Genomic DNA, 25,470 nt, shown 5'->3' on the forward strand with positions numbered 1-25,470 from the left:
AATGAGGAATATCGTCAAATCCTACGATGGCAAAAAAGAAAGCGGAAGAGCCGTAGACGGGCTCGACCTGGAAATTCCAAAAGGGGAATTCGTTGCGTTGCTTGGCCCTTCCGGCTGCGGCAAAACGACAACGCTGATGATGCTTGCGGGATTGCTCAAGCCTACCTCGGGTGAAATTTTCTTCGGAGACCGGATGGTCAATCACGTGGAGCCCAAGGATCGCAACATAGGGATGGTGTTCCAGTCCTACGCCTTGTATCCGCATCTTACGGTTCGCGACAACATCGCTTTCCCGCTGAGGGAGCGTAAAGTGCCGAAGGCGCAGGCGTATGAACGCGCTAAAGAAATGGGCCGTATTCTGCAGATCGACCATCTGCTCGATCGCAAGCCATCGCAGCTGTCCGGTGGTCAGCAGCAGCGGGTCGCGATGGCGCGTGCCCTGGCTAAAGACCCTGAGATTCTGCTGCTCGATGAGCCGATGTCTAATCTTGATGCGCGGCTGAAGCTGGACGTTCGCGATGAGATCCGGAAGCTGCAGCGTCAGCTCGGCGTTACGACGATTATCGTGACGCATGATCAGGAGGAAGCACTCGCCATTTCCGACCGTGTCGCGATTCTGAACGGTGGCAAGATCCAGCAATACGCGCCGCCGGAGGAGCTGTTCAACCACCCGGTGAACCTGTTCGTCGCAAGCTTCCTCGGTAACCCGCCGATGAACTTAATTGCGGGCAAAATCGAACAGCGTGACGGTGTGCAAATAATCGTGACGAAGGGATTCCAATACACCGTTCCGGAAGCGCGCAAGGTAGATGTTAAACATATCGGCAAGCAGGTTCATTTAGGCGTGCGGCCGCATGATATCACGTTGACCGATGCTGCGGACGCGCTGGGGATTCCGATGAAGGTTGACCTCATCGAGCATCTGGGCAGCGGCAAGCTGGTGAAGGTCATCGATGCGCGGAACCAGCTTGAGGGAATGATCCGTTTCCTGGTCGATAACGAGGCAGATGTTCATTCTGGTGACATTGTTTACATTCGATTCCGTGACGATAAGTTTCATGTATTTGATTCGACTGATAACGGGCTCAATCTGATGCAGTACCGATAGACGATTATGATCAGCGGAGGAAAAAGGTCATGGAGATGAGCAGGGAGCAAGGGGACATCAACCAAACCGACGCGCGGAGCCGTTATTGGAAACGCAACTTGAGTGCAGCGGCACAGGCTGTTTTCGAGGATGACAACCGCTATTTTCTACATCAAAGCTTGTCTACTCCGGTCATGAACGTCTTGTCGAAGACGGAAGGCATCTATATCTATGACATGGACGGCAAAGCGTACATCGACATGCACGGGAACGGGGTCCATAACGTTGGTTTCAATAATGATGATGTGATCGAAGCGGTGATTACGGCACTACGGAACAAGCAAACGTTCACGCCAAGGCGGTATACGAACGAATATGCGGTGGCGCTGGCTAAGAAGCTTGTCGAAATCACGCCGGCTGGGCTTGATCGCGTGCTGTTTGCACCCGGCGGTTCGGAAGCCATTGAGATGGCGGTTATGCTGGCGAAGCAGATTACGGGCAAGTGGAAGACGATCTCGTTCTGGGATTCCTACCATGGAAACGGATTTCAGGCTTCAAGCGTCGGTGGCGAACGCCTGTTCAAAGCAGGCAACGGTCCAATGGTGCCGGGAGCGCTCCATGTGGAGTTCCCGAATTACTATCGTAACCCGTGGGGCTTCGATTCAGATGAGGCCGTGGATCATGAAATTCTGCGCCAGATGGAGCTCCTGTTCGAGCGCGAAGGTGATATCGCGTGCGTCATCGGTGAGCCGATCTCGGCTACTCCGATCGTGCCAAGCCGTCGTTTCTGGGAGCGGGTGAAGGAGCTGTGCGAGAAACACGGGGCACTGCTTATTTTTGACGAAATTATTGAAGGTTTCGGTCGTACGGGCAAAATGTTTGCTTGTGAGCACAGTGTGACGCCGGATATTCTTGTACTTGGCAAGTCGCTTGGCGGCGGGCTTCTTCCTATGGCTGCCCTCGTAACCAGAGAGAGCTTCAACGTGCTGGGCCACTTGTCCATCGGGCATTTTACACATGAGAAGAATGGGCTGTCTGCTGCGGCGGGGCTGGCCATGATTGAATATCTGGAGAAACACTCGCTTGTTGAGCATGCAGAGAAAGTTGGCCAATTTACGCTGGAATGGCTTGAAGGGCTTCGCGAGCGTTGTCCGATGGCGGGCAATGTCAACGGGGTCGGCTTGCATCTTGGCGTCGAGCTCGTGAAAGATCAGCGGACCAAAGAGAAAGCCGTCACGGAAGCCGAAGCTGTCATGTATAAGGCGATGGAAAGAGGCGTCGCGTTCAAGATTATTGAGGGCAATGTCATTACATTGCGGCCATCTCTATTGATTACAATCGAGCAAATGCGCTGGGCGCTTGAGCAAATTGAGCTGTCGATTCATGAGGTTGCAAGTGGAAGCTATTACGAATGAATCCCCTTTTGATATAATGGCACTAATAAGATCAAGGGGTGAACAGCATGTCGCTGGCAAGTGAGGAAAGAAAGAAACGCGTTCTTGAGCTGTTGGTCATCCAAGGGAAGGTTCAAGTGAACGAGCTTGCACAGAAGTTCGAGGTGACGACGGAGACGATTCGGCGCGACCTTGATGATCTCGAGAAGGACGGCAAGCTCAAGAAGGTTTACGGCGGGGCGGTTAAGGTACAGGCCGATTTCGAGCCTGCCTATCACGAACGTGAGGTCATTCATGCCGAAGAGAAGCGGAAAATCGGTATGCTGGCGGCGAATTTAATCGAGAATGATGACGTTATCGTTATCGATGAAGGCAGCACGGCTATGCAGATTCTTCACCACCTGGCAGACAAACGCAATCTTACCATTCTCGTATGCTCCATTCCGACGCTTATTCTTCTTATCGACTATCAGAAGAGAGGGTTGTTCGACGGTAGAATGATCTTCATCGGGGGAGAAGTCAATAGCAAGCATATGCGGGTGTCAGGCCCGATCGCAGAGAAAGTGATGGAGGACTTCTATGTGCATAAATCCTTCCTCTCCGTGGATGGCGTCTCGCTCGAGAACGGAATTACGAGCTACGACTTCGAGCGGGCCTTATTCACGCGCAAGCTGATCCGCTGCTCGGAAACGTCGATCGTAGTCGCCGATTCCTCGAAGATCGGCAAACGAACGGTCGCGAAGATCGCCGACCTGACGGATATTCATTGCATAGTCTCTGATAATGAGCCCCCTGCCGGCTGGAGGGGATCGTTAGAGGAGATGGGGGTTAGTTGGTTGGCTTGATCATAATAAGCGATTGCATCTCCTTTGCGGGAAATGCATTCGCTTTTTTTATTCGTAGGGATATCACAATCTAACAGGTTTCGATAGAGGCGAAGCAGAATAAGAATTAATAGTGATAATGCCGCCAGTCGGTCAGGGAGGATAGGAAGATGTATTTGACGAGAATGCGTCCTGAGCAAATTCGAGGTGCAGCATCATCAGGGTATGGAAGGGCTGCAGGCGCTTAGTCTTTGACGTGCGGCGGCAGAGCTGACACGTGAGGAAACGCTGGAGTGGGGGCATTCCTGGGGCTGGAAGGCGATGGAGGAGCTGCCGAATCCGCTTGTTTTCGAAACGATCCAGGTTGGAGGCATCGATAAATATGTGGCGTATCCGCCTGACAATGCCGGACCGATGCCGATCGGGCATGCGGGTAAAGGCGAAACGCAGATGACTTCTTCCTGGATTAAGCACTTCTGGTTCAATTCAAAAATGTTGCGCATTATGCAACATTGAGCTCTACTTTGCGTTCCAAACATGTGAATGTTGCGAAAAATGCAACAATTATTCCCAAATAGGGACTTTCCCGCCGATTTAGACAGCATGTGTTGCAGAATCTGCAACATTTTCTCTCAGATGCTCATCTATATGGGAAAATGTTGCACAATTTGCAACAACTACTTCGAAAACGAGGCTATTTCCATGAACTGCTGAAGTAAACTTCAGCATATCAACTCGCAGGAGGTATGTATGAACAGGAGATCAGTCGGTATTATTCTCATCAGCATCGCAGCTTTTCTCTATGGCATCCGGTACGTATCAGCGGCTATATTCGGCTCGAACGTCACTTCCTGGAACCGTGAATTATTCAATGCCATGCTGGATTATGTAGGCAACGGACCCTTAGTCATGAGCAGGTTCGCCTTAATTGTGGGCATCTGCTATTTGGTTGCTGCAGAGTTTGAACGGCCGCTCTCCAAGCTGATGAACCAGATTAAGACCAATTGGAAAGAGTTCGGCAGTAATGAAAATCAGGATAATAAGCCACAACTTTGAGAGGCGGTTCCCCCTATGACAAGAACAGAGCTGCGCCTGCCCAGAAGCCGGCCCGAAGAGCTGGGCATTCATCCGCAGGCGATTACGGCCCTGCTGAATGAGTGGCAGGAGCGTCAAATCGAAATACATAGCATGATGATGATGCGGAATGGTCAAGTAGCAGCCGAGGGATGGTGGGCGCCTTACTCGCGTCAGCTTCCGCATATGCTGTTCTCGCTAAGCAAGAGCTTCACCTCTACAGCAATCGGAATGGCCGTGATGGAGGGGCTGCTATCGATCGATGACAGCGTCATTTCCTACTTTCCGGATGAGACGCCGCAGGAACCATCACCGAATTTGCAAGCGATGCGTATTCGCCATTTGCTCATGATGGGAACCGGCAATGAAACGGACACCATTGTTAACCTCATAACCGGCACGGATGACAATTGGGCAAGAACTTTCCTGCATCTACCTGTGGAGCGGGAGCCGGGTACTCATTTCGTCTATAACAGTGGAGCCACCTACATGCTGTCGGCAATTCTTCAGAAGGTCACCGGACAGAAGCTGATCGATTATTTGCAACCACGATTGTTTGGCCCGCTTGGGATTATAGGCGCGACATGGGGAGAGTGCCCTCTTGGAATCAATGTAGGTGGATGGGGATTGGCGCTGACCACCGAAGGCGTTGCGAAGTTCGGGCAGCTTTACTTGCAGAAAGGGCTCTGGGAAGGCAAGCGACTGATCTCCGAAGCTTGGATCGAGGAAGCAACTTCGAAGCAAATTGACAATGGCGATGGCGGAGACAACGAGTGGGCACAGGGGTATGGCTATCAGTTCTGGCAATGCCGTCACGGTGCGTACCGCGGGGACGGCGCATTCGGTCAGTTCTGCATCGTTATGCCGGAGCAAGACATGGTAATCGCGATCACAAGCAGCACGAATGACATGCAAGGTGTCTTGGATGCTATCTGGACGCATATCCTGCCCGCTGCCTTGGATCAACCGCTCCCACTGGGAGCAAATGGCGAACAAGCCGCACAGCTATCCGAGCGGCTCGCATCCTTAGCTCTTCATCCGCCGGCTATCGGCAAAACTAGCTCTGCACGAGAGGAACTTGTGTCCGGCAATAGATACCGACTGGATAAGAACTCGCAGCAGTGGGAATTTCTTACCCTCCAATTCGAGCGCGATGAGGCTGTCATTACATTCGAAGGAGCCGAAGGCCAGTTTCTCGTGAATGGCGGACGCGGTACGTGGAAGGAAGGCAGCGGCAGACTCCTCCAACCGGAACCGAATGCACGTGACAGGCAGCGGACGATGGCCAGCTTTACCTGGCAGGAGCAAGACACGCTAATCATAACGCTGCGTTTCGTCGAAGCACCTTTTACGGTGACTTTCGAGATTCAATTGGGGGATCAAGAGCTGGAGCTTCGTTACCGGCAAAATGTTTCTTTCGTATCGACCGACACGAACATCGTTCGCGGAATCCGTTAAATCATGAACATCATGATTTGGGTTGGCTTGCTGGCACTCCTTCTGGTTTCCTATCTCGATCAGCGTAAAGCCATGACTGTACGGATGTGGCTGATGATCGTCGCGCTCTATTGCTTATGCAATTTCTACGTCAATATTAGTAAGGTATTGATTCCGGTCGGGTTCCTCATCGGACTGTCCTACAGGAACAAGAAGAAGCAAGGCTTCTTGCTGAGAGCGCTGATCTTCGGCTTGGTTACGGTAACGGCAAATTTCTATTTGCCTACCCTCTCGTTCCACGAGCTGCGCGTACATGCCAAAGCGGATCAATATGCGGCACAGTTCAATGAAGTACGTTCCATAACGACCATTACAGCGGATTCGGAGATTCATGAGCTGCTGCGAAAGGAAGCGGAACGTTTAAAGACCGTGAATCTGGCATCGCAAATTGATATCAAAGATCCGCATGTGCTTTTTCAAATCTGGGTACTGACGCATCACAATCAGACCATCAAAGATCTGGATTGGCTGTGGTATGAAGCACCGATTCAGCTGCATTATTACTGGCAATCAAGCCGCAGCGATGAGATGCGGACTGACGTGGAAACGATGATTTTCGCCGATGTCGGCTATATGGGCCTTTATCATCGGGATGACGAGAACAGTGAGTATAAGCTGCAAGCGATCTATGAATTCGACCGTTTGAAGAATGGTAATCCCACGATCCCGTGACCTGAGATAAATGTGAGGTAACCGGCGACTATGCAGCTAGGAAGGCAGACAGATAGTAAGGTGGGGATTACAAGTGAATCAGTACTTGATTAAGCTCCTTCAACAAGCGGAGCTGAATGTGTCGGAGTTTGCCATTCATACACGCAGGGAAATGAACTTTCGCGAGCGAGCGTTCGCGAGCGAGTACATGATGTCCTATCACAAAACAGGCACGGCAAAGCTGCGTATTGGCGATGCGGTCTATGAGATTGTGCCAGGCAGTGTAATCTTCATTCCGCCTCATTTGATCCATGATCAATATAAAGACACGGATGATGAGGCGATTATTCTATGGTGGCATTTTACATACAAAGTGGAGCGGGTGTTGGATGTGCTGCCGCTGTTTCAAATTCCGTATATCTATCAGCTGAAGCAGAAGGAACGCTTCGAGACCGTCTTCGAGCAGCTCATGGAATCGAGGCGCAATGCCTCATCGCTGCCGGCGGCGATTCTGCAGAAAGCGAAGTCGCTGGAGCTGTTGTATCTCTTGTTTGATGAGGCGATCGGACAGCGAGCGGTTGCCGATACGGCAGCAGGCGGGCAGCAGAGCTTCCTCGGCATGTTATGCCAAATCGTGCAGCAGCCGGAGAAGCCGCTCTCGTTAGCGGAGATGGCACAGCAGCTGCACTTGAACACGGCGTATGTAAGCAGCAGATTCAAGGAACTGTACGGCATGTCGCCGATCGGACTGCAGCGCAGGCTGCGAATTGAGAAGGCCAAAGCGCTGCTGCTTACCGATCTGGATATGAGCGTTACGCAGGTAGCGGAGGCGCTTCACTTCTCTGAGGTGACGAACTTTACACGGCTGTTCAAGAAGTATACCGGTATGGCGCCCATTCAGTACCGCCGGTTCATGCAGGAAACGATAACCTAAAGAAATGATCATTATAGCGATAAAACTGCTCTATTGTAAGCGCACTCTTTTCTCCTACAATGTCCGTATAGACGAATGGGAGGGAACAGTTCCATGAATTCCACGAATATTATTTTTCCAGCGGCGCAGGTCGTTGAAGTACGTGAGGAAGAACTAGCTCCTCTGCAGCCCGGCGAGGTGCGCTGCAAAGCCAGAAAATCGCTAATCAGCACCGGCACGGAAACGCTTTGCCTGCGCGGAATTTTCGATACGAATACGAACTGGGAATCCTGGGTGCAGTATCCGTTCTACCCGGGGTACTCCATGGCTGCTGAAATTATGGAAGTGGGCGAAGGCGTCGAAGCATTTAAGGTTGGCGATCGAGTCACGTCCAATATGCAGCACAGACAATACTTCAATACCCAAGCGAGCAACGTAAAACCGATTCCGGACGGCATTACAGATGAGCAAGCTTCCTGGCTGACGCTTGGACAAATTACGCAAGTAGGCACGCGCCGCGCGGAGCTGAAGCTCGGCGAATCGATTGCCATCATCGGCCAAGGCTTGCTCGGCCAGCTGGTCGTGCAGTATATGAGAGCCGCCGGAGCCAGACATATCATTGTGATTGATCAGGCGGAATCGCGCCTGGAGTTCTCCCGCAAGAGCGGAGCGACGCATACGATCTGCGCTGCTGCTGATGTAGCGGCTGAAGAAGTGCGCCGAATTACGGGCGGAAGCATGTGCGACGTGGTGTATGATATTACGGGCCATCCGGCTGTATTGGCGCCGGCAACGCTGCTTGCGAAGGAAATGGGCCGTGTCGTATTGCTCGGCGATACAACTCAGCCGTCCCAGCAAGTAATCGGGCCGCGCGTCGTTTCGAACTCCGTAGCTATTCTTGGTGTTCATGCCAGCATGACGCGCAACTACAACGGCGTGACCGGCGATCAAATGACAGCCGTATTCTACGATTACCTGCTCCAAGGTCGAATGAACCTCGAACATTTGATGACCCATACCTATTCGCCGCTTGAGGCGCCTGCTGCATATGACTTCCTGATGAAGGATCGCACCTCGGCGATTGGCGTTATGTTTGACTGGGATTTGCTGTAAAGATAGAGTGTGTAATTGCAAGCCGTCCAGGCTTCCTCTTATGAGGGGGCTTGGGCGGCTTTTTCTGCGGCAGGTCGCATCTCCCAACATTGCGCTCTAAAGGCAGGGAATATATACTACATGGAAAGTGATGATAAACGAAATACATACTCGGGCTAAGCGCGCGAAGCTTGTATGTGTTGACGGGGAAGAAGGCTTAACGATGAAGAGCGAACAGATGAACTATATGATTGGCGTGGATATTGGGACTACGAGCACGAAGTCCGTGCTGTTCCGGGAGGACGGCAGTATCGTCACCTCGGCACATGTGGAGTACCCGCTTTATACGCCGACACCGGAAGTGGCGGAGCAGGATCCGGATGAGATTTATGCCGCGGTAGTTTCGACAATGAAGCAAATCATGCAAGGCGTGAATGCGGCGGATGTGCTGTTCGTTTCATTCAGCTCGGCCATGCATAGCGTGATTCCGGTTGATGCTGACGGGAAGCCGATCATGAGATGCTTGACCTGGGCGGACAATCGCAGCGCAGCATGGGCAGCAAAGTTCAAGAATGAAATGGGCGGTCATGAGGTTTATTTGCGGACAGGCACACCGGTACACCCGATGTCGCCTATTACGAAGCTGCTCTGGCTGCGACACGACGAACCGGAACTGTTCGTCCTTGCGAAGAAGTTCATCTCGATTAAGGAATATGTGTTCTTTAAGCTATTTGGCCTCTATGTCGTCGATCATTCGATTGCTTCGGCAACCGGGATGATGAATCTGGAGAAGCTGGATTGGGATGAGGAAGCGCTTCGTATTGCGGGCATTACGAGTGAGCGGCTGTCGGAGCTCGTTCCGACGACACATGTACTAAGCGGGCTGAAAGCCGAAGCAGCGGAACAAATCGGCTTGCTGCCGAGCACACCATTCGTTGTAGGTGCGAGTGATGGTCCGCTGTCCAATCTAGGCGTGGATGCGATTGCTCCCGGCGTCGTGGCGCTTACGATCGGAACAAGCGGCGCGATCCGTACGATTGTAGATAAACCCGTAACGGATCCGAAGGGCCGTTACTTCTGCTATGCGCTGACGGCGGACAAATGGGTCATCGGCGGGGCGGTTAACAACGGCGGCGTCATCTTCCGCTGGCTCAGAGATGAGCTGGCTTCTGCAGAGGCGGAAGAAGCACGTCGTAAGGGGTTAGACCCTTACGACGTGCTGACGCAAATGATGGAGAAGGTGCGTCCCGGCTCGGACGGATTGATTTTCCACCCGTACCTGACGGGTGAACGAGCACCGCTCTGGAACCCCGATGCGCGCGGTTCTTTCTTCGGTCTGTCGCTGCATCACCGCAAGGAGCATATGATGCGTGCTGTGCTGGAAGGCATCAACTACAATTTGTATTCGGTTCTTCATGCCTTGGAGGAAACGATCGGTAAGCCGGCCAAAATCCATGCCACCGGCGGATTTGCACGCTCTGCGCTCTGGCGTCAGATGATGGCGGACATATTGGGGCAGAGGATTGTCATTCCGGAGAGCTTCGAGAGCTCCTGCTTAGGGGCGGTTGTGCTCGGATTAATGGCGATCGGCCGTGCCGATTCATTGTCGATCGTCTCGAAGATGATGGGCTCGACGTTCGAGCTTACGCCTAATAAAGAAGCAGCAGCCCACTATGAGGAGCTGCTGCCTATCTACTTGCGCCTATCGGAGAAGCTGACAGATGAATACGCTAGTATTGCCGATTATCAGCGCAAATTGTTTCAGTAGCTCGACTGTCAGCGAATATCGTGATTAATGGCGATGATCCCGATCACCTGAGGCTTATCCGCGCTGCCGCCGAACCAGATGTCGCCGTTGCCGACCATGACGCCTTGATAATTCACGAATACTTGATCCGCTTCTTGCTCGGCAATCGCTTGTTTGATCGACTTGTCGATGATGGTGTCGTATTGATCGACAAAATCCCGGCGTGTCTTGATCAGCTGCGAGCCAGATGTGCTGTTCACTCTGAGCGGGTATAGAATATGATTCGCTACAGTGACCTTATCGTCCTGGGCGATGGCTGTTTTGACCTCATCGAAAACGTCGAAGAATGCCTGCGGATCCTCGATGCCGGCTACTTCGAACGGATTGGTTCCGGCTTTGATTTGACTCGTGATCGTTGGCAAATTACGGACTTGATGCTCCGTTGTGCTCTTATTTTGATCCGATTGGCTGCAGCCAACTACAGCGAAGACGGTGACGGCTATGAGAACGGCTGAAGTCAGCCTGTACCAGACATTTGAACGCTTACCAATATGTGCTTGCATTACCATCACCCTTTCTACCTTTATGCTTTCACTTTATGGACGAATAGATACAGCGTAATGTTTCGATCTGCTAAATAGAAAATTGTACTAACCCAGATGAAACGGCTTTCTCCTTCCTAGCGGAGATGCGCTTGTCATGCAGGTGATGCCAAAAAGACCAGTGATCGTTCGGCTAACGAACGATTCACTGGTCTTTTCTTAATAACGCCTCTTACGAACGGTCAATAATCGTCTGGTAGGTCGTGCGGTCGCAATGCTGTACCAATTTCACGAGCAGCTCTTTAGCTGCATCGTAGTCATCCGTATGCAGGACGGAAGCCGAGGTATGAATGTACCTTGCGCATACACCGATGACGGTTGAAGGGATGCCGATTCCTTGCGTATGTACCGCTCCGGCGTCCGTTCCGCCCTGGGATACGAAATACTGGTACGGGATGTTGTGCGTTTGCGCCATATCCAGCACGTACTCCACCATACCGCGGTGAGTCAGCATGCTTGGATCATAGAGACGCAGCAGAGTGCCTTGACCAAGCTGGCCGAACTGCGACTTGTCGCCGTTCATGTCGTTCGCCGCGCTGGCATCCATGGCGAAGAACAGATCCGGTTTAATCATGGCAGATGCTGTTTTGGCACCGCGAAGTCCGAGCTCTTCTTGTACGGTTGCCCCTGCATACAACACATTCGGGAGCTTCTGACCATGCAGCTCTTTAAGCAGCTCGATGGCAAGCCCGACGCCGTAGCGGTTATCCCATGATTTCGCCATAATTTTCTTCGGATTCGCGAGCGGAGTGAACGGACAATACGGAACAGCCTGCTGTCCGATGCGCACGCCGACTTCTTCCGCATGCTGGCGGCTGTCCGCGCCGATGTCGATATACATACCTTTCACATCCAGCGGCTTGCCGCGCGCTGCTTCATCGAGCAGATGAACAGGCGTCGTTCCGATGATGCCGACAATCGGCCCGTTCTCGGTCATCACTTGAATGCGCTGTGCAGGCAGCACTTGGCTGAACCAGCCGCCAAGCGTTTGGAACTTGAGCATGCCGTTCTCTGTTATTCCCGTAATCATAAAGCCGACTTCGTCCAAATGACCAGCCGCCATAATGACCGGACCGCTCGCATCGCCGCGCATAACGCCAAAGATACTGCCTAGCCGATCCTGCACGATTTCATCTGTATATTTCGTAAGCTCACCGCGCACAAAGCTCCGTAGCTCCCGCTCAAATCCGGAAGCCGCTTGAAATTCGGTTAACGTACGCATCAGTTCCATTGTTTCTTGGTTCATGATAATTCCTCGCTATCGTAATGGGATGGGGGATATGCATTCAGGTAAACCAAACACCCCTATTCTACCGCCTTTCCAAACGAAGGTAAATGAGGCGTCCAAGCCATTATTCATAATCGCCTCAAAGTTTCTTTGGCAAACCATGTGGAAGGGAAAGGACAATTGTTGTCGAACTGTAATGAAGCGCTTCCAAGTTGGTTTCGATTGACCTGTTAAAGATAATATTCCCCCATTGCCTGCCTGGAATTAAGAGCGATAAGATAACGGTACGTTCATGTTGAAGTCGCATACATACTCGGTAAAGGGTGATGAGAGAACATGTATCGAGTGCTGATTGTAGATGATGAGAAGGAAATCAGAGAGGGGCTTCGGCTTCGTTTTCCTTGGATGGATTTTGGCATCGAAATGGATGAAATATATACAGCTGACGACGGTGAAACGGCGCTTGAGCTGACGGAGCAGTTAAACCCGGACGTTATCGTGACGGATATCAAAATGAGCCGCATGTCGGGTCTCGAATTCATTCAGTCCCTGCATCAGCGGGGTAATTTCTCGGGCAAGTCGATCGTAATCAGCGGTTATGATGATTTTGATCTGGTGAAGCATGCGATGCAGCTTGGCGCCATTGATTATGTGCTGAAGCCGATTAATATCGAGGAGCTGTCGCAGGTTATACACAAGGCTCTTAGTCAAATCCGCGAGGAGCGGCTCGACAAGCAGAATAAGCTGCTGCTGGAGAATCAGGTGCATTTTGCGTTGCCGAAGATGCAAGAGGAAGTCGTTCGCGAAGCGGCGGAGAACGAGTATAACCCGTACTGGGAATCGCGCATGATGCACAGACTCGGCAATTTGCAGCTGGAGTGGCTGACGCAGCACAAGCTTGCGCTCATGCTCATAGAAGTAGACGATCTGAAGGCGATCGATCAAGGGAAGCTGTATCGCAAGGAGAAGGAGCTTGTCCTCTTCGGCATCAGCAATGTCGTGAAGCAGACTTTGCAGGAGGAATATGGGCATCCGGCCTGCATGTACAGCGATGCGAAGTCCCGATTCGCGATCGTTCTCAGCTGCAATCATCAAGAACAGCTTTGCTCCATTAAGGATATTGCTGTTACGTGCATCGACCGGATTAACGGCTATGTCAAAGTGAAGGTCAGCATCGGGCTCGCCTCAACGGTCGGCGGCATTAAGCAGCTGCATGATATGCGGCAGGAAGCGGCAGATATTCTGGAGCAGAAGGCGGTCTACGGCGGCAATCGGCTGCTGCTTCGTCAGGATCTCGGCGTCGATGCGGAGTTCTCGGAGCTGTCGATTGGCAACGTCAATGAAATGTTCGATCTCATTCGTTACGGATCCGACCTTGAAATCCGGACTGTCATGCAGTCCTTCCCTGAATTTGTACGGACATGGGGCGCGACCAACATCAAAGATATTCAGCAGAAAATATTCGAATGGCTGCTTGAGCTATTCAAGAAAGCGGCCGCCGGCGGATGGAAAGAAAGGGGCTGGGAACGCAACCCCATCGCCATCTGGGATCGGCTGGAGCAGTACGATACACTCGAATCGCTGCGAATCCAGGTGGAGAGCTATCTGGTATCCATTGCCGCGGATTTCAGGAAAAACTGGGTGCCGCAAAGCCAAATTATTTCGGAGGCGGAGAAGGTGATTCAGCGGAATTATGGGGATAATTTGACGCTGCACACCGTTTCGCTGGAGGTTCATGTTACGCCGGTGTGGCTGAGCAAGCTGTTCAAGAAGGAGAAGCAGCAGACCTTCTTGGAATATTTGACCGAGGTGCGGATTGAGAAGGCGAAGGAAATGTTAGGGGATGTCGGGAGTAAAATTTATCAGGTCTCGCAAGAGGTAGGCTACCGGGACCCGGTACATTTTACGAAGCTGTTCAAGAAGAACGTTGGCCATACGCCCAAAGAATATCGGAAGCTGAGAGGAATCATCGATGAGTAGCTATTCGCTTCAGCAAGCGGCCTCCTTACGCAATAAAGTAATTGGCATTTTCTTCATCATTATCATCGTGCCGTTTCTGCTCTTTGCTTATTATGCGCATATCAAGTCGGTTGAAGGCATCTCGAATGCCAATGCCTCCTTCTCGATGGACTACATGCTCCAATCCAAGCAGAATCTGGATCGCTATCTCAACCAGCTGAACGAGCAGATAAACGGCATTATCGGCAATACGAAGTTTCAGCAGCTGATGGAGAATTCGATGACTAGGGCGGAGGATGAGAGTGCTTTTATTTCCGGCATGATGCTGCTGCTCGATCAATCGAAGTCGCAGGTGGATGCTTTTCGAGTACGTGTATTTCCGATTGATCCGAACGAACATCCCATGTATATCAACACACTGGATGAACAGAAGGGGTTTCAGACAAGCAACTGGTTCAAGGCGGCACAGAAGACGATTACGCCGACGTGGCATCTGTTCATGCCTGCGGAAAGTACGTATTTTCGACCGATGCTGTCCAAAATCAAACGGTTTACAGGGCTGCATGATCAAATTCCGCGTGGGATCGTCATTACGGATTTGACTGAGGATCAGCTGAAACGGTATCTCTCGCCTTCGCAGCGGATGAAGGGGCAGCGCATGTTTCTGATGACGCGCAGCGGGTATGTGCTCTATGATACGGCAGACAATGCGCTGGCCGGCAAGCTCATCCCGTCCAAGCCGCTTATCGATTCGATTGCGGCCTCGACGCAGAAAGCGGAGACGCTCACGATTGACGGCGAGAAGCAGCTGGTCACCTATGTGAAGCTGGATACGGAGCAATGGATGCTCGTAAGCACGACGCCGCTGGAGCAGTTGACGCACCCCATTCAGGAAATGGATAAGCTGCTTGTTTTCTTCCTCATTATTTATTTGATCTGCTGCATCGGGGTCATCATCTATATGACGCTGTATTTCACTCATCCGCTGCATAGGCTGGTTCGTTCCATGCGTAAGCTGGAGTCCGGCGAGTTCCAGTTCATGCTGCCGCCATCGGACCGAAGAGACGAGATCGGCTGGCTGTATCGGGGCTTTAACAACATGACGGGCAAAATCCAGCAGCTCCTCGACCAAACGACGCAAGCCGAGCGGACGAAGAAAGAGCTGGAGTTTCAAGTGCTGAGCCATCAGATCAATCCGCATTTTCTGTACAATACGCTGGAGTCGATCCGGTGGAAGGCGGAGTACCATAACATGCCGGATATAAGCGAAATGGTATCCTCTCTAGGTAACTTGCTGCGCTTGAGTCTCAATCAAGGCAAGGAAATTACGACGGTATCGAGGGAAATCGAGCAGGTGAAGGCCTATGTCCGCATCGAGCAGGCACGCCTCGGCAACCAGGTACGGTTCTTGATTTCGATCGATGAAGAGGTGCTGCATGCGCCGTTTCTCCGCTTACTGCTGCAGCCGCTTGTTGAGAATGCGATTCATCATGGTATTCGGAGCAATCCGGAGAAAGGGAAGATCATGCTGACCGGGCGCCGCGAGGGGACGGATATTGTCATTGAGCTGAGCGACAATGGACAAGGTATTCCGGAGGCGGTGCTGCAGGAACTGACCCATCCGGAGGAGAAGGCAGCCCCTGTAGCCAAACGCCGCGGCGTCGGCCTGCGCAACGTGAATGACCGGCTGAAGCTGTATTTTGGCGAGGCGTATACGCTGCAGATCGAGGCCAGAGCGGGGAGCGGGACGCGCATCGTATTGCGCCACCCGATCATGGAGCCGGAGGAGGAGCAGGGTTAGCGGTCGGCGGGTTGTGTGTGTGAGGGAGTGCTTGCGTGCTTGGCTGAGCGAGGGAAGGGAGGGCACTATTCCGGAGTTGGAATAGGTGCCCTTTTGTTTGGGTGGCTAGTGGTGCAGATGAGAGGCAGCAGTTACCGCACATGTGCGGGATAACTGCGAAGTAGCGTCGAGAGAGGTACGTGCTACCGCACATGTGTAGAACTTCGAGAAAGTAGCTTCAAGAGAGATAAAGTTACCGCACAGTAGTAGGAAGTAGAGATAAAGAAGCCCACCAGGAAGTCTACATGGGAGGAAACCAGCGTTTTTGAGCGGATGAAGCCCATCAGGAAGTCTACATGGGAGGAAACCAGCGTTTTTGAGCGGATGAAGCCCACCAGGAAGTCTACATGGGAGGATATCAGCGTTTTTGAGCGGATGAAGCCCATCAGGAAGTCTACATGGGAGGAAATCAGTGTTTTTGAGCGGATGAAGCCCATCAGGAAGTCTACATGGGAGGAAACCAGTGTTTTTGAGCGGATGAAGCCCATCAGGAAGTCTACATGGGTGCTAAAACGGTGATATCAGCAGAAAAGTAGATCCCACAGCCACACATCAGCAATTAGTCGGCGATATGAGCGAAAGAGTAGCTCCCAGAACCACACATGAGAGGAGAATGAGCGAATTCGGAGAAAGAGTAGTTCTCAGAGCCACACATTAGCAATTAGTCTGCGATACCAGAGCAAGAGTAGCTCCCAGAGCAACACTTGCTGCTCAAGCTCGCAGCGCAGCTCGTCGCACCGTGACGCAATACGCCAACGCGCACTTTCCCATTCAGAGGCCAAGTTTACACCACAAAGTTTAATTTTGGCTCATAGTAGCTAGGCGGGCCATCCATTATGATGATTATAGCAACGATAAGCAGCTACCAAACATGAACAAGAAAGGTAAGGACGCCCATGAAACCAAGCAGCGAAGTTGGGAATAAACCGATATCTGCAGCTGTCTATCGCAAGAGGTCGAGCTTCGTCTCCGATCTCATGCGAAACCACTCGCTCTACGTGATGTTCCTCCCGGTCGGCATCCTGCTCCTTGTCTTTAACTATTTGCCGCTCGCGGGTCTCATCATCGCCTTCAAGAATTACGACTTCGCCAGAGGGATCTTCGGCAGTCCATGGGCCCAGCCCATTCTCAACAACTTCGATTACCTGCTATCGTCGGATGCCGCTTCGCGTGCAGTCCGGAACACGATACTGCTCAATGGGTTGTTCATCGCAGTGGGGCTGATCTTCGAGGTGGGACTTGCGCTGATGCTGAACGAGGTGCGTAACAAATATTTTAAACGAATTACACAGTCGATCACGTTTCTCCCCTTCTTTATCTCCTGGATCGTCGTCGGCGTCTTTACATATAACCTGCTCAACTACGAGAATGGCGCAATCAATCGCATTGTAGAATGGTTGGGCTTCCAGCCCATTGATTTCTACAGCGAAGCAGGGCTTTGGCCGCTGATCCTGACCATCGCCATCCGCTGGAAAGTAACCGGGTATGGCACGATTATCTATTTGGCCGCGCTAACGAGCATTGACAACTCGTATTATGAAGCCGCTTCCATTGACGGTGCATCCCGCTGGCAGCAGATTCGGTTCATCAGCATTCCGATGCTGAAGCCGACGATCATCATCCTCACCTTGCTCGCCGTCGGACGAATCATGAATGCGGATTTCGGCATGTTCTACGCCATGGTCGGCGACGCTTCGCTCCTCTATCCGACAACAGATGTTATCGATACGCTGGTCTATCGAAGCTTACGGAAATCCGGCGATATCGGAATGGCCTCAGCAGCCGGCTTCATCCAATCGGTCGTTGCCTTCGTCCTCGTGCTTGGCAGCAATTATGCGGCAAGGAAAGTCGACAAGGACTCAGCGATTTTCTAACTTCACTTCGTGACGAACATAAGGAGGGCACCATGCCGGTAAAACGTATATCCATCTCGCAAACGATCATTATCGTCATCATTTCCTTGTTCAGCCTTGCTTGTCTGCTGCCGTTTCTCATGGTCATTACCGGCTCGCTTGCAACGGAGAACGATATTATTAACAACGGCTACTCGCTATTCCCAAGGCATATCACGTTCATGTCGTATGAGATTCTGCTGCTCGGCTCCAATCGAATTGTGGATGCGTACGGCATCAGCTTACTCGTCACTGTTGCAGGTACAGTGTTCTCCGTTTTCCTGACCAGCTTGGGCGGGTACGTGATGGCGAGGCGCTCTTTTAAATACCGCAACATTCTCTCGATCTACGTCATCATCACGATGCTGTTCAGCGGCGGATTGGTGCCTTGGTACATCGTATGCGTCAACTACTTGCACCTGAAGGATACGATCTTCGCGATGATTCTGCCACCGCTGGCGAACGCGTTCAATATGTTTCTGATCCGCAACTTCCTGTTCTCCATCCCGGAGGACATTTATGAATCCGCCAAAATGGACGGAGCCAGCGAGTACCGTATCTACTGGCAGCTAATCATGCCTTTATCCAAACCGGTTCTCGCCACGGTCGGCTTGTTCGTCGCACTGGGGTATTGGAACGATTGGTTCCTGGGCCTCATGTTCGTCGATAAACAAGAGCTGCAGCCGCTGCAGCTGCTCCTTCGCACACTCGTTTCAAACGTAGAGTTCCTCCGAAGCTCCAGCAATGCCGCCGATATGCAGCGTATCTCCGCGCAGCTGCCGTCCGAGTCCATCAAGATGGCACTCACGGTGGTGACGATCGGGCCGATCATCTTCTTGTATCCGTTCTTGCAGCGGTATTTTGTCCAAGGCTTGATGGTTGGCGCAGTGAAAGGGTAACAGACAGACAGCTATAACGGCGCTACCGGTAGCGCTGGATAGTATAAAAAACAAGCTCAAGGGGAGAGGTACACGATGAAGAAGATGCATGCCAAGCTTCCACTGCTGCTCACGATTGTGTTTATGCTTAGCCTATTACTCTCAGCATGTAGTTCAAACAACAACGGCAACTCGAAGGACAATTCATCCGGCACGACGAATACGGCGACCGACAATACATCCAATGCAACCACAGATGATACGAACAACGCAGCAGCAACGACTGATAATACAGCTAAGGAGCAAGAGGAAGTAACGCTGAAGTTTTATTTTGGCGGTGACAAGAAAGCGGCTACGGATGAAGTATGGTCTGCAGTCAGCGATTATGTGAAAACAAAAGGGCTCAACGTGAAATTCGATATCAACTTTATCCCGTTTGGCGACTTTAAGGACAAAATGCTCGTTATGGCCGCTTCCGGCGATAAATGGGATATGAACTTTGACGGCGACTGGCTCTCCTATAAGCAAATGGCTGCCAAAGGCTCCTATATGGCGCTCAATGATCTCCTTCCGAAATTCGCACCAACCCTGTTTGCCAAGTATCAAGAACAAGGCACGCTAACGGCTGCAACAGTGGATGGCAAAATCGTCGGCCTTCCTTGGACGATGAGCATGAACCAACGTAAATATGCGGTATGGCGGGTGGATCTGACCGATAAAGCAGGAATCACGCCGGCTGTGGATTCCATCAAAACAATCGAAGACCTCGATGCGTTCCTGCACAAGCTGAAAGAAGCGTTCCCGAAAGATAAGCTGTCCCGTTCCACGCCGCTTGGCATCTACATGGAGCGCGATGAGTGGGTTGACCTTGGCTTCCACGGCATGGGCTTCTACCTGAACGATCCGGCTGTGAAGATCCAACCGGTTGAACAACAACCGTTCTACAAAGAAGCAGCGCTTATGGCGAAGAAATGGTACGACGACGGTATCATCAACAGAGATGCCATGATCGATAAAGAAGACGGCGCGGCACAATGGAGAAACGGCAAAATGTTCTACACCGACTCCTCGCATGAATGGGTTAACGCAAACCCGGGCTTCGCGGATCCGTCCTACAAGCTGTCCAGCTCGCTTCTCTACCCAGACAAGAAATATGTCAACCGTACAGCGCTGGCTAACGTTGTAGCAATTAATCGCAACTCCGAGCATGCTGACCGTGTGCTGCAATTCCTGGATATGCTTGAAACCGACAAAACGCTCTATGATCTCGTGCAATACGGCATCGAAGGCAAAACCTACGTGATTGACGGCGAAACAGCGAATTATCCGGAAGGCATGCAAACGACGACGTCCAACTACATGGAGTGGGGCGGCCAATGGGCACTGTGGAAACCGCAGTTCATGCGTCCAAACCCAGCCTATGGCAAAGACTTCTGGGTGCATGAAGCCGAATTCGCAGCATTGCCGGTTAACGTAAACTCCCCGGTAGACGGACTGTTCATCTCCGAGGACAATATCAAGAACGAAGTAGCTAAACGCGACCAAGCAGTCGAAGAATTCCACAAACCGATCGAGTACGGGAATGCCAAAGATGTGGATAAAGCAGTAGCGGATTACATCGAGAAGCAGAAAGCAAACGGCCTTGACAAAATCATCGCGGAAGCGCAAAAACAAATCGATGCTTACTTGGCTACGAAGAAATAATCGAGAAATCCGCGCCTCTCACCGGGCGCGGATTTTTGCTGACGCTGAGGAGCAAACAGATAAGGTTGCCCCAGATAACGATTGGATTGACTCATTACAAGTGGCAGCGGGACTCCCTTATACTCTATTTGTAAACGATTACAAATATGGAAGGGTGTAGATCATGAAGAAGAGGTTTTCTCCGCTCATCATGGCTTTCTTACTCGCTGTATCCTGTTTTCCGTTCTTACCGCTCGTCGCATCGGCGGATACCGTCCTGTTCACGACAGGCTTGGAATCCGGACAAACCGCACCGAATTTCGTGGACACCATTGATTTCTCATCGAATGTGAGCGGTATTACGTCAGGCGTTTCACCGGAGGCTTCGCCGCGTACCGGTGAGCAGGCGCATTCAGGCACCTCGGCGCTTATGTATTCAGGCAACGCGAACGGCGGCTCTACTACGTATGCGTATTTCAAAGTGTTCGCCGTGAGTATTCCCGTTACATCGGCATCCAAGCTGCAATACTTCATCTATCCGCAGCAGGATAATGGGAGGTACATGGCCGTTGATTTCCATTTCACGGACGGGTCGACGCTGCGTGACAGCGGATCGGTGGATCAAAACGGGAACACCGTTCATCCGGCCGGCGGTCATGGCGGCACGATTCCGCTCAATGCTTGGTCGCAGATCGATTCGAGCTTCGGCGTGCAGAATGCCGGGAAGACAATCGACCGCATCTGGGTCGCCTACGACCGTGCTGGCAGTACGGGCAACTACCGCGGCTACATCGACGATATTACGATTTCCAATACAACGACGACAAGTTCTGTCCGTAACAGCGTTATCGTCAGTACAGTCTATCCAACGAGCGACATTGTGATCTCGGATTACAATGCCGTCACGGGGTTCGGCGCTGATAACACAGGTGTGAACGATGCGACCACAGCTATTCAGAGTGCGATTGACGCCTGCTATAACGACGGCGGCGGCACGGTGTGGCTGCCTGCCGGGACCTACAAGGTATCCGGTACGATTCAGGTACGAGCTTTCTGCTCGGTCCGAGGCGATTACCGGGATGCGGACAGCGGGAGCGGGAGTTATGGCACTGTGATTTCGGCGAACTTGGCTTCCGGTGATTCGGGATCGGTGCTGTTCCGTATCGGGGGCAGCGCATCGGTACAGGGCTTGACGGTGTATTATCCGAACCAGAATGCGACAAGTCCGGTTCACTATAACTACACCTTCGAAATTCCGGGCAATGCTTGGATCGGCAGCGAGAATTATATGACAGCGTCCATCATGAACGTGACCATGCTCAATTCGTACCGCGGAATCGGCATCAGCACGATGGCCTCCGACCATACCGGCGGTTCGCAGGTTCATGAGCAAGCGACGGTGAAGAACGCGAAGGGCACGATTCTTTACCGAGGCGTGGAAGCTTACAACGGCGCAGATGTCGGCACATGGGAGCATGTGAATTTCAACAGCTCGTATTGGGCCGGTGCAGGCGCATCCTACAATGCTCCAAGTGCGACAACGATCAAGAACTGGACGCGTGCGAACGCCACTGCGTTTACGCTTGGCGACTTGGAGTGGGATCAGTTCTATGCGATGGAGGCATCCGACTTCAATATCGGAATCAACATCGTGACAGGCCAGCGGATTCAGTTCTCGGGCGCTTTTATCTGGGCGAATATTCAGAACACGAATATCGCCGTGAAGGTCGATAATATCGATACTCGCTGGGGCGTATCGTTCTTGCGCAGTGTGCTTAAAGGCAGTACGGCTTCCGTTCAGAACAACACCGCTGGCTATGTGAAAGTTACCGACTCCGATATGACCGGCGCCACATCAGGCACGGTAACGATCTCAGGTACGGGCACATCGCCGGTCGTGTCCCCTTCTGCGGCGACGCCGAAGGTCAGCCGGGCTGTGCTGTACGATGTCACCAAAGCGCCGTACAATGCGCCGTTCACTTCCTCGCGCGGCCCAGCGCTGCCAACGGTGGATGCGACTACCGCGATCCAATCCGCGCTCAATGCTGCGGGAACAGCCGGCGGCGGTGTGGTCTATGTGCCTGCAGGCTGGTTCAAAGTCAGCACGCACTTGACCGTTCCGGCCAATGTAGAGCTGCGCGGCTCGGCATCGTCACCGACGAGGGATCAAGGCGGATCGAGTGCCGGCACAGTGCTATTCGCTTATGAAGGCAAAGATACGACAACACCGGATTCCAGCACGGCGTTTATTACGCTGAATGGGAATACAGCCGGCTTGCGCGGTTTGCGTGTATTTTATCCGGAGAACAACCCTGCGGCAGGCATTAAAGCTTTCCCATATACGATTAGAGGCAACGGCAGCAGCGTATACATCATCAATGTGGGACTGCCCAACTCGTATAACGCCATCGATTTGATGACAAATCGTAACGATAACCACTATGTCGAGAAGGTACAAGGGACCTTGTTCAAGAATGGTATTACGGTAGGGCTCAGTACGTCCGGCTATATAACCGGCATTCTCACGAACGGCAACGCCGTATGCCGCACCGGCTACAACATTCCCGGCTGGGTCGTGGAGAGCAACGTCTTCTCGCAGGTCATCGATGCGTTTACGAGACCGAACGAGACGCTTGTAACCGTGAACGGAGCTTCCGATGAGAAGCTGGTTAACGTGTTTGCCTACGGCTCCAAGAACGGTGTAGTTGTGCAGTCGGGAACGGTAAACGCATTCAACTTAGGAACGGATAACCTCGGCTCAGGCGGATACACCGTGAAGGTGGACAGCGGCACGGTCAAAGCGATGAATCTGATGCGCTATAACGGTACGACATCCTTGGGAACGGTCACAATCTATAACGAAATGCACCTATGAGCAGATCATACTAATCATAGGTCCAAGAATCGGAGGAGCAAACAGTGGCAAAGATCACAGGTGTGAAATGTATCCGAACACGGCATGACGGCAGCTGGACGATTGTAAAAGTAACGACAGATCAAGACGGATTGTATGGCATCGGCTCGGCGACGGATATGTTTAATCCGGAAGCCGTCGTGCAGGTCGTGGAGCAGTTGTTTGCCCCGCTGCTGATCGGCAGAGAGGCAGGCCAGATCGAGGACATTTGGCAAATGATGCATACGAGCGGGTATTGGCGGCACGGCTCCATTACCCAAACCGCGATCGGCGGCATCGATATGGCGCTCTGGGACATTAAAGGCAAAGAGGCTAATTTGCCGGTGTATCAGCTGCTCGGCGGCGCGTGCAGATCAGCCGTTCCCTGTTACGGCCATGCGGATGGACGCGATCAAGAGGAGCTGACTGAAGCGGTTCACCGCTATAAGGAGGAAGGCTACACGGTTATCCGTTGTCAGCTTGGCTCCTATGGCGGCGGCGGTTTCGTGCCGGCAGACCAAGCGAACGTACCTGTTCCGAGTTGGTCCCCTAATGTGTTCAACGAAGCGATCTATATGAACGCCATTCCGGCCATGTTCGAGAAGCTGCGTGTTACTTTTGGCAACGATATTCAGTTTACGCATGACGTTCATTCCCATCTGCAGCCGATTGCCGCTGTACAGCTGGCCAAACGCTTGGACCCTTACCAATTGTTCTTCCTAGAGGATATACTGCCGCCGGAGCAGATCGGCTGGTACCGCCAATTGCGGCAGCAATCTTCAACGCCGCAAGCGGTTGGAGAGCTGTTCACCAGTCCCCATGAATGGACCGATCTCATCACGGAGAGGCTCATCGACTTCATTCGCGTGCGCGTGTCCAAGGGCGGCGGCATCAGCGCCTGCCGCAAGCTGGCCGCGCTTGGCGAAACCTTCGGCGTTCGGACGGCCTGGCAGGAAGGCGGGGAGAACGACCCCGTCAACCAAGCGGCAGCCGTCCATCTGGACCGCGCGGTATGGAATTTCGGGATTCAAGAAATCAATCATTTCAAGGAGGCGGAGTGCGAAGCATTCCCGGGTCATGTGGAGCGCAGAGGCGGCTATCTCTATTTATCGGAGAAGCCGGGCTTGGGGATCGACATCGATGAGGAGAAAGCAGCACTGCTCGTGGATGGTGGATGGAGCCGGTCGGCTTATCATATTCCGTACAAACTTGACCGCAGGCCGGATGGAACGCTGGTTAGGCCATAGGAGGGCGAATAGATGAAAACGATAGCTGTAACCGGAGCAAGTGGAAAGCTTGGCGGATGGGTTGCCTCGGAGCTGCTGAATCAAGGATATACCGTCATTGCGCTGGATAACCGTCGCTCCGACAAGCTGCGCTGCCGGCAGATCACGGTGGATCTGGGCAACCTCGGGCAAGTCATCGGCGGCGTGAACGGTGCCGATGCTATCATCCATCTGGCGGCTATTCCTGCACCGGGTTCATTTTCGAACGAGTTTATATTCGCGAACAATGTGCAATCGACGTATAACGTGCTGGAAGCGGCTTCGGTGCTCGGTATCCGGAAAGTTGTGCATGGCTCGAGTGAATCCTCATACGGCTTCGCCTGGGCGCCGAGGAAGTTCGATCCCGATTATTTTCCGGTTGATGAAGTACATCCGCAGCAGCCGCAGGAATGCTACGGACTATCCAAGATCGTCAACGAACAGACAGGCGAGATGTTCAACCGCCGGACCGGTATGCAGGTTGCGGCCATGCGCTATTCGCTGATCGCTACTCCGGATGAGCTGAAGTCTTTCGGGGAGCGCATCAAGCAGCCGGCGAACTTCAAGAATATTTTGTGGAGCTATGTCGATATAAGAGATGCGGTTTCCGCCACTATCGCGGCCATGACGACGGACGGTTACGGCGCGGTCTCCCTCAATATTACGAGCAGCGATACGCTGAGCGATTGGAATACGGAGCGTCTGCTGGATGAGTTTTATCCAGAGGTGCGCGACCGTAGAAGAAGCTATGAAGGACGAGAGGCGCTGGTCAGCAATGAGGCTGCCTGCCGGGTATTAAACTGGAAGCCTGTCTATTCGTGGAAGGATCAAGCGGAATGAACAGAAGGAGCTCCTCTGACCAGGGGGGCTCTTTGTTGTATTCGACGAAAACTAGGACATCTGTACATAGACAGCTTACACGGGATGGAACTATACTACTAAGAGAGTTCT

At 52.4% G+C, this 25,470-nt stretch carries 21 protein-coding genes; 18 read left to right on the forward strand and 3 right to left on the reverse strand.

The annotated features are described in order from the left end of the window. The first annotated feature begins 1 nt into the window (after nt 1). From AC0YN4_RS09560 to gntK, 10 genes are all read left to right on the forward strand, one after another. Nucleotides 2-1,108, forward strand: a complete 1,107-nt coding sequence (locus tag AC0YN4_RS09560; protein WP_475781871.1) for an ABC transporter ATP-binding protein — start codon at nt 2-4, stop codon at nt 1,106-1,108. A 29-nt stretch (nt 1,109-1,137) separates the two neighbouring features. Then, complete coding sequence (pbfA, locus tag AC0YN4_RS09565) at nt 1,138-2,502, forward strand: (R)-1-hydroxy-2-aminoethylphosphonate ammonia-lyase (protein WP_475781240.1); 1,365 nt, start codon at nt 1,138-1,140, stop codon at nt 2,500-2,502. A gap of 47 nt (nt 2,503-2,549) precedes the next feature. Continuing rightward, nucleotides 2,550-3,326, forward strand: a complete 777-nt coding sequence (locus AC0YN4_RS09570; RefSeq protein WP_475781241.1) for a DeoR/GlpR family DNA-binding transcription regulator — start codon at nt 2,550-2,552, stop codon at nt 3,324-3,326. A gap of 300 nt (nt 3,327-3,626) precedes the next feature. Continuing rightward, nucleotides 3,627-3,821 carry a hypothetical protein gene (locus AC0YN4_RS09575; protein ID WP_475781242.1) on the forward strand — a complete coding sequence of 65 codons (195 nt, stop codon included), beginning with the start codon at nt 3,627-3,629 and terminating at the stop codon, nt 3,819-3,821. A gap of 234 nt (nt 3,822-4,055) precedes the next feature. Beyond that, nucleotides 4,056-4,361: a hypothetical protein gene (locus AC0YN4_RS09580; RefSeq protein ID WP_475781243.1), complete on the forward strand. Its 306-nt coding sequence runs from the start codon at nt 4,056-4,058 to the stop codon at nt 4,359-4,361. A gap of 15 nt (nt 4,362-4,376) precedes the next feature. Then, the gene (locus AC0YN4_RS09585) at nt 4,377-5,837 is read left to right on the forward strand and encodes a serine hydrolase domain-containing protein (protein WP_475781244.1); all 1,461 of its coding nucleotides are present in this window, start codon (nt 4,377-4,379) and stop codon (nt 5,835-5,837) included. Nucleotides 5,838-5,840: 3 nt separating this feature from the next. Next, nucleotides 5,841-6,548: a hypothetical protein gene (locus tag AC0YN4_RS09590; protein ID WP_475835683.1), complete on the forward strand. Its 708-nt coding sequence runs from the start codon at nt 5,841-5,843 to the stop codon at nt 6,546-6,548. Between the two features lie 73 nt (nt 6,549-6,621). Continuing rightward, complete coding sequence (locus AC0YN4_RS09595; protein ID WP_475781246.1) at nt 6,622-7,461, forward strand: helix-turn-helix transcriptional regulator; 840 nt, start codon at nt 6,622-6,624, stop codon at nt 7,459-7,461. Between the two features lie 93 nt (nt 7,462-7,554). Beyond that, on the forward strand, nt 7,555-8,553 hold the full coding sequence (locus AC0YN4_RS09600) for a zinc-dependent alcohol dehydrogenase (protein WP_475781247.1): 999 nt from the start codon (nt 7,555-7,557) through the stop codon (nt 8,551-8,553). Between the two features lie 202 nt (nt 8,554-8,755). Further along, on the forward strand, nt 8,756-10,300 hold the full coding sequence (gntK, locus tag AC0YN4_RS09605) for a gluconokinase (protein WP_475836095.1): 1,545 nt from the start codon (nt 8,756-8,758) through the stop codon (nt 10,298-10,300). 8 nt (nt 10,301-10,308) lie between these two features. Here gntK and AC0YN4_RS09610 read toward each other — a convergent pair whose 3' ends face one another. After that, nucleotides 10,309-10,842, reverse strand: coding sequence for a hypothetical protein (locus tag AC0YN4_RS09610; protein WP_475781249.1), 534 nt, complete (start codon nt 10,840-10,842; stop codon nt 10,309-10,311). A gap of 211 nt (nt 10,843-11,053) precedes the next feature. Then, entirely contained in the window at nt 11,054-12,127 is a 1,074-nt protein-coding gene (locus AC0YN4_RS09615; protein WP_475781250.1) for a M42 family metallopeptidase, read from the reverse strand. Nucleotides 12,128-12,445: 318 nt separating this feature from the next. On the opposite strand from AC0YN4_RS09615, the gene AC0YN4_RS09620 reads away from it, so the two are divergent. Both AC0YN4_RS09620 and AC0YN4_RS09625 read left to right on the forward strand, forming a co-directional pair. Further along, nucleotides 12,446-14,089 carry a response regulator gene (locus tag AC0YN4_RS09620; RefSeq protein ID WP_475835684.1) on the forward strand — a complete coding sequence of 548 codons (1,644 nt, stop codon included), beginning with the start codon at nt 12,446-12,448 and terminating at the stop codon, nt 14,087-14,089. Beyond that, nucleotides 14,082-15,869 carry a cache domain-containing sensor histidine kinase gene (locus AC0YN4_RS09625; RefSeq protein ID WP_475835685.1) on the forward strand — a complete coding sequence of 596 codons (1,788 nt, stop codon included), beginning with the start codon at nt 14,082-14,084 and terminating at the stop codon, nt 15,867-15,869. Before AC0YN4_RS09620 ends, AC0YN4_RS09625 begins: the two co-directional genes overlap by 8 nt. Nucleotides 15,870-16,051: 182 nt before the next feature. Here the strand turns inward: AC0YN4_RS09625 and AC0YN4_RS09630 are convergent, their stop codons facing one another. After that, a complete protein-coding gene (locus AC0YN4_RS09630) occupies nt 16,052-16,396 on the reverse strand; it encodes a hypothetical protein (protein WP_475835686.1) in 345 nt (114 codons plus the stop codon). 408 nt (nt 16,397-16,804) lie between these two features. On the opposite strand from AC0YN4_RS09630, the gene AC0YN4_RS09635 reads away from it, so the two are divergent. The 6 genes from AC0YN4_RS09635 to AC0YN4_RS09660 all read left to right on the forward strand — a co-directional run bounded on the left by AC0YN4_RS09635 (nt 16,805) and on the right by AC0YN4_RS09660 (nt 25,359). Beyond that, nucleotides 16,805-17,782, forward strand: coding sequence for an ABC transporter permease (locus AC0YN4_RS09635; RefSeq protein WP_475781254.1), 978 nt, complete (start codon nt 16,805-16,807; stop codon nt 17,780-17,782). Nucleotides 17,783-17,814: 32 nt separating this feature from the next. Continuing rightward, nucleotides 17,815-18,699, forward strand: coding sequence for a carbohydrate ABC transporter permease (locus AC0YN4_RS09640; protein ID WP_090977358.1), 885 nt, complete (start codon nt 17,815-17,817; stop codon nt 18,697-18,699). A gap of 75 nt (nt 18,700-18,774) precedes the next feature. Next, nucleotides 18,775-20,382: a DUF3502 domain-containing protein gene (locus AC0YN4_RS09645; RefSeq protein WP_475835687.1), complete on the forward strand. Its 1,608-nt coding sequence runs from the start codon at nt 18,775-18,777 to the stop codon at nt 20,380-20,382. Nucleotides 20,383-20,545: 163 nt separating this feature from the next. Then, complete coding sequence (locus AC0YN4_RS09650; RefSeq protein WP_475835688.1) at nt 20,546-23,236, forward strand: glycosyl hydrolase family 28-related protein; 2,691 nt, start codon at nt 20,546-20,548, stop codon at nt 23,234-23,236. Between the two features lie 44 nt (nt 23,237-23,280). Next, nucleotides 23,281-24,501 carry an enolase C-terminal domain-like protein gene (locus AC0YN4_RS09655; protein ID WP_475835689.1) on the forward strand — a complete coding sequence of 407 codons (1,221 nt, stop codon included), beginning with the start codon at nt 23,281-23,283 and terminating at the stop codon, nt 24,499-24,501. A 12-nt stretch (nt 24,502-24,513) separates the two neighbouring features. Further along, nucleotides 24,514-25,359, forward strand: a complete 846-nt coding sequence (locus AC0YN4_RS09660) for an NAD-dependent epimerase/dehydratase family protein (protein WP_475835690.1) — start codon at nt 24,514-24,516, stop codon at nt 25,357-25,359. Nucleotides 25,360-25,470 lie beyond the last annotated feature (111 nt).

Source organism: Paenibacillus sp. J22R3 (assembly GCF_056269305.1).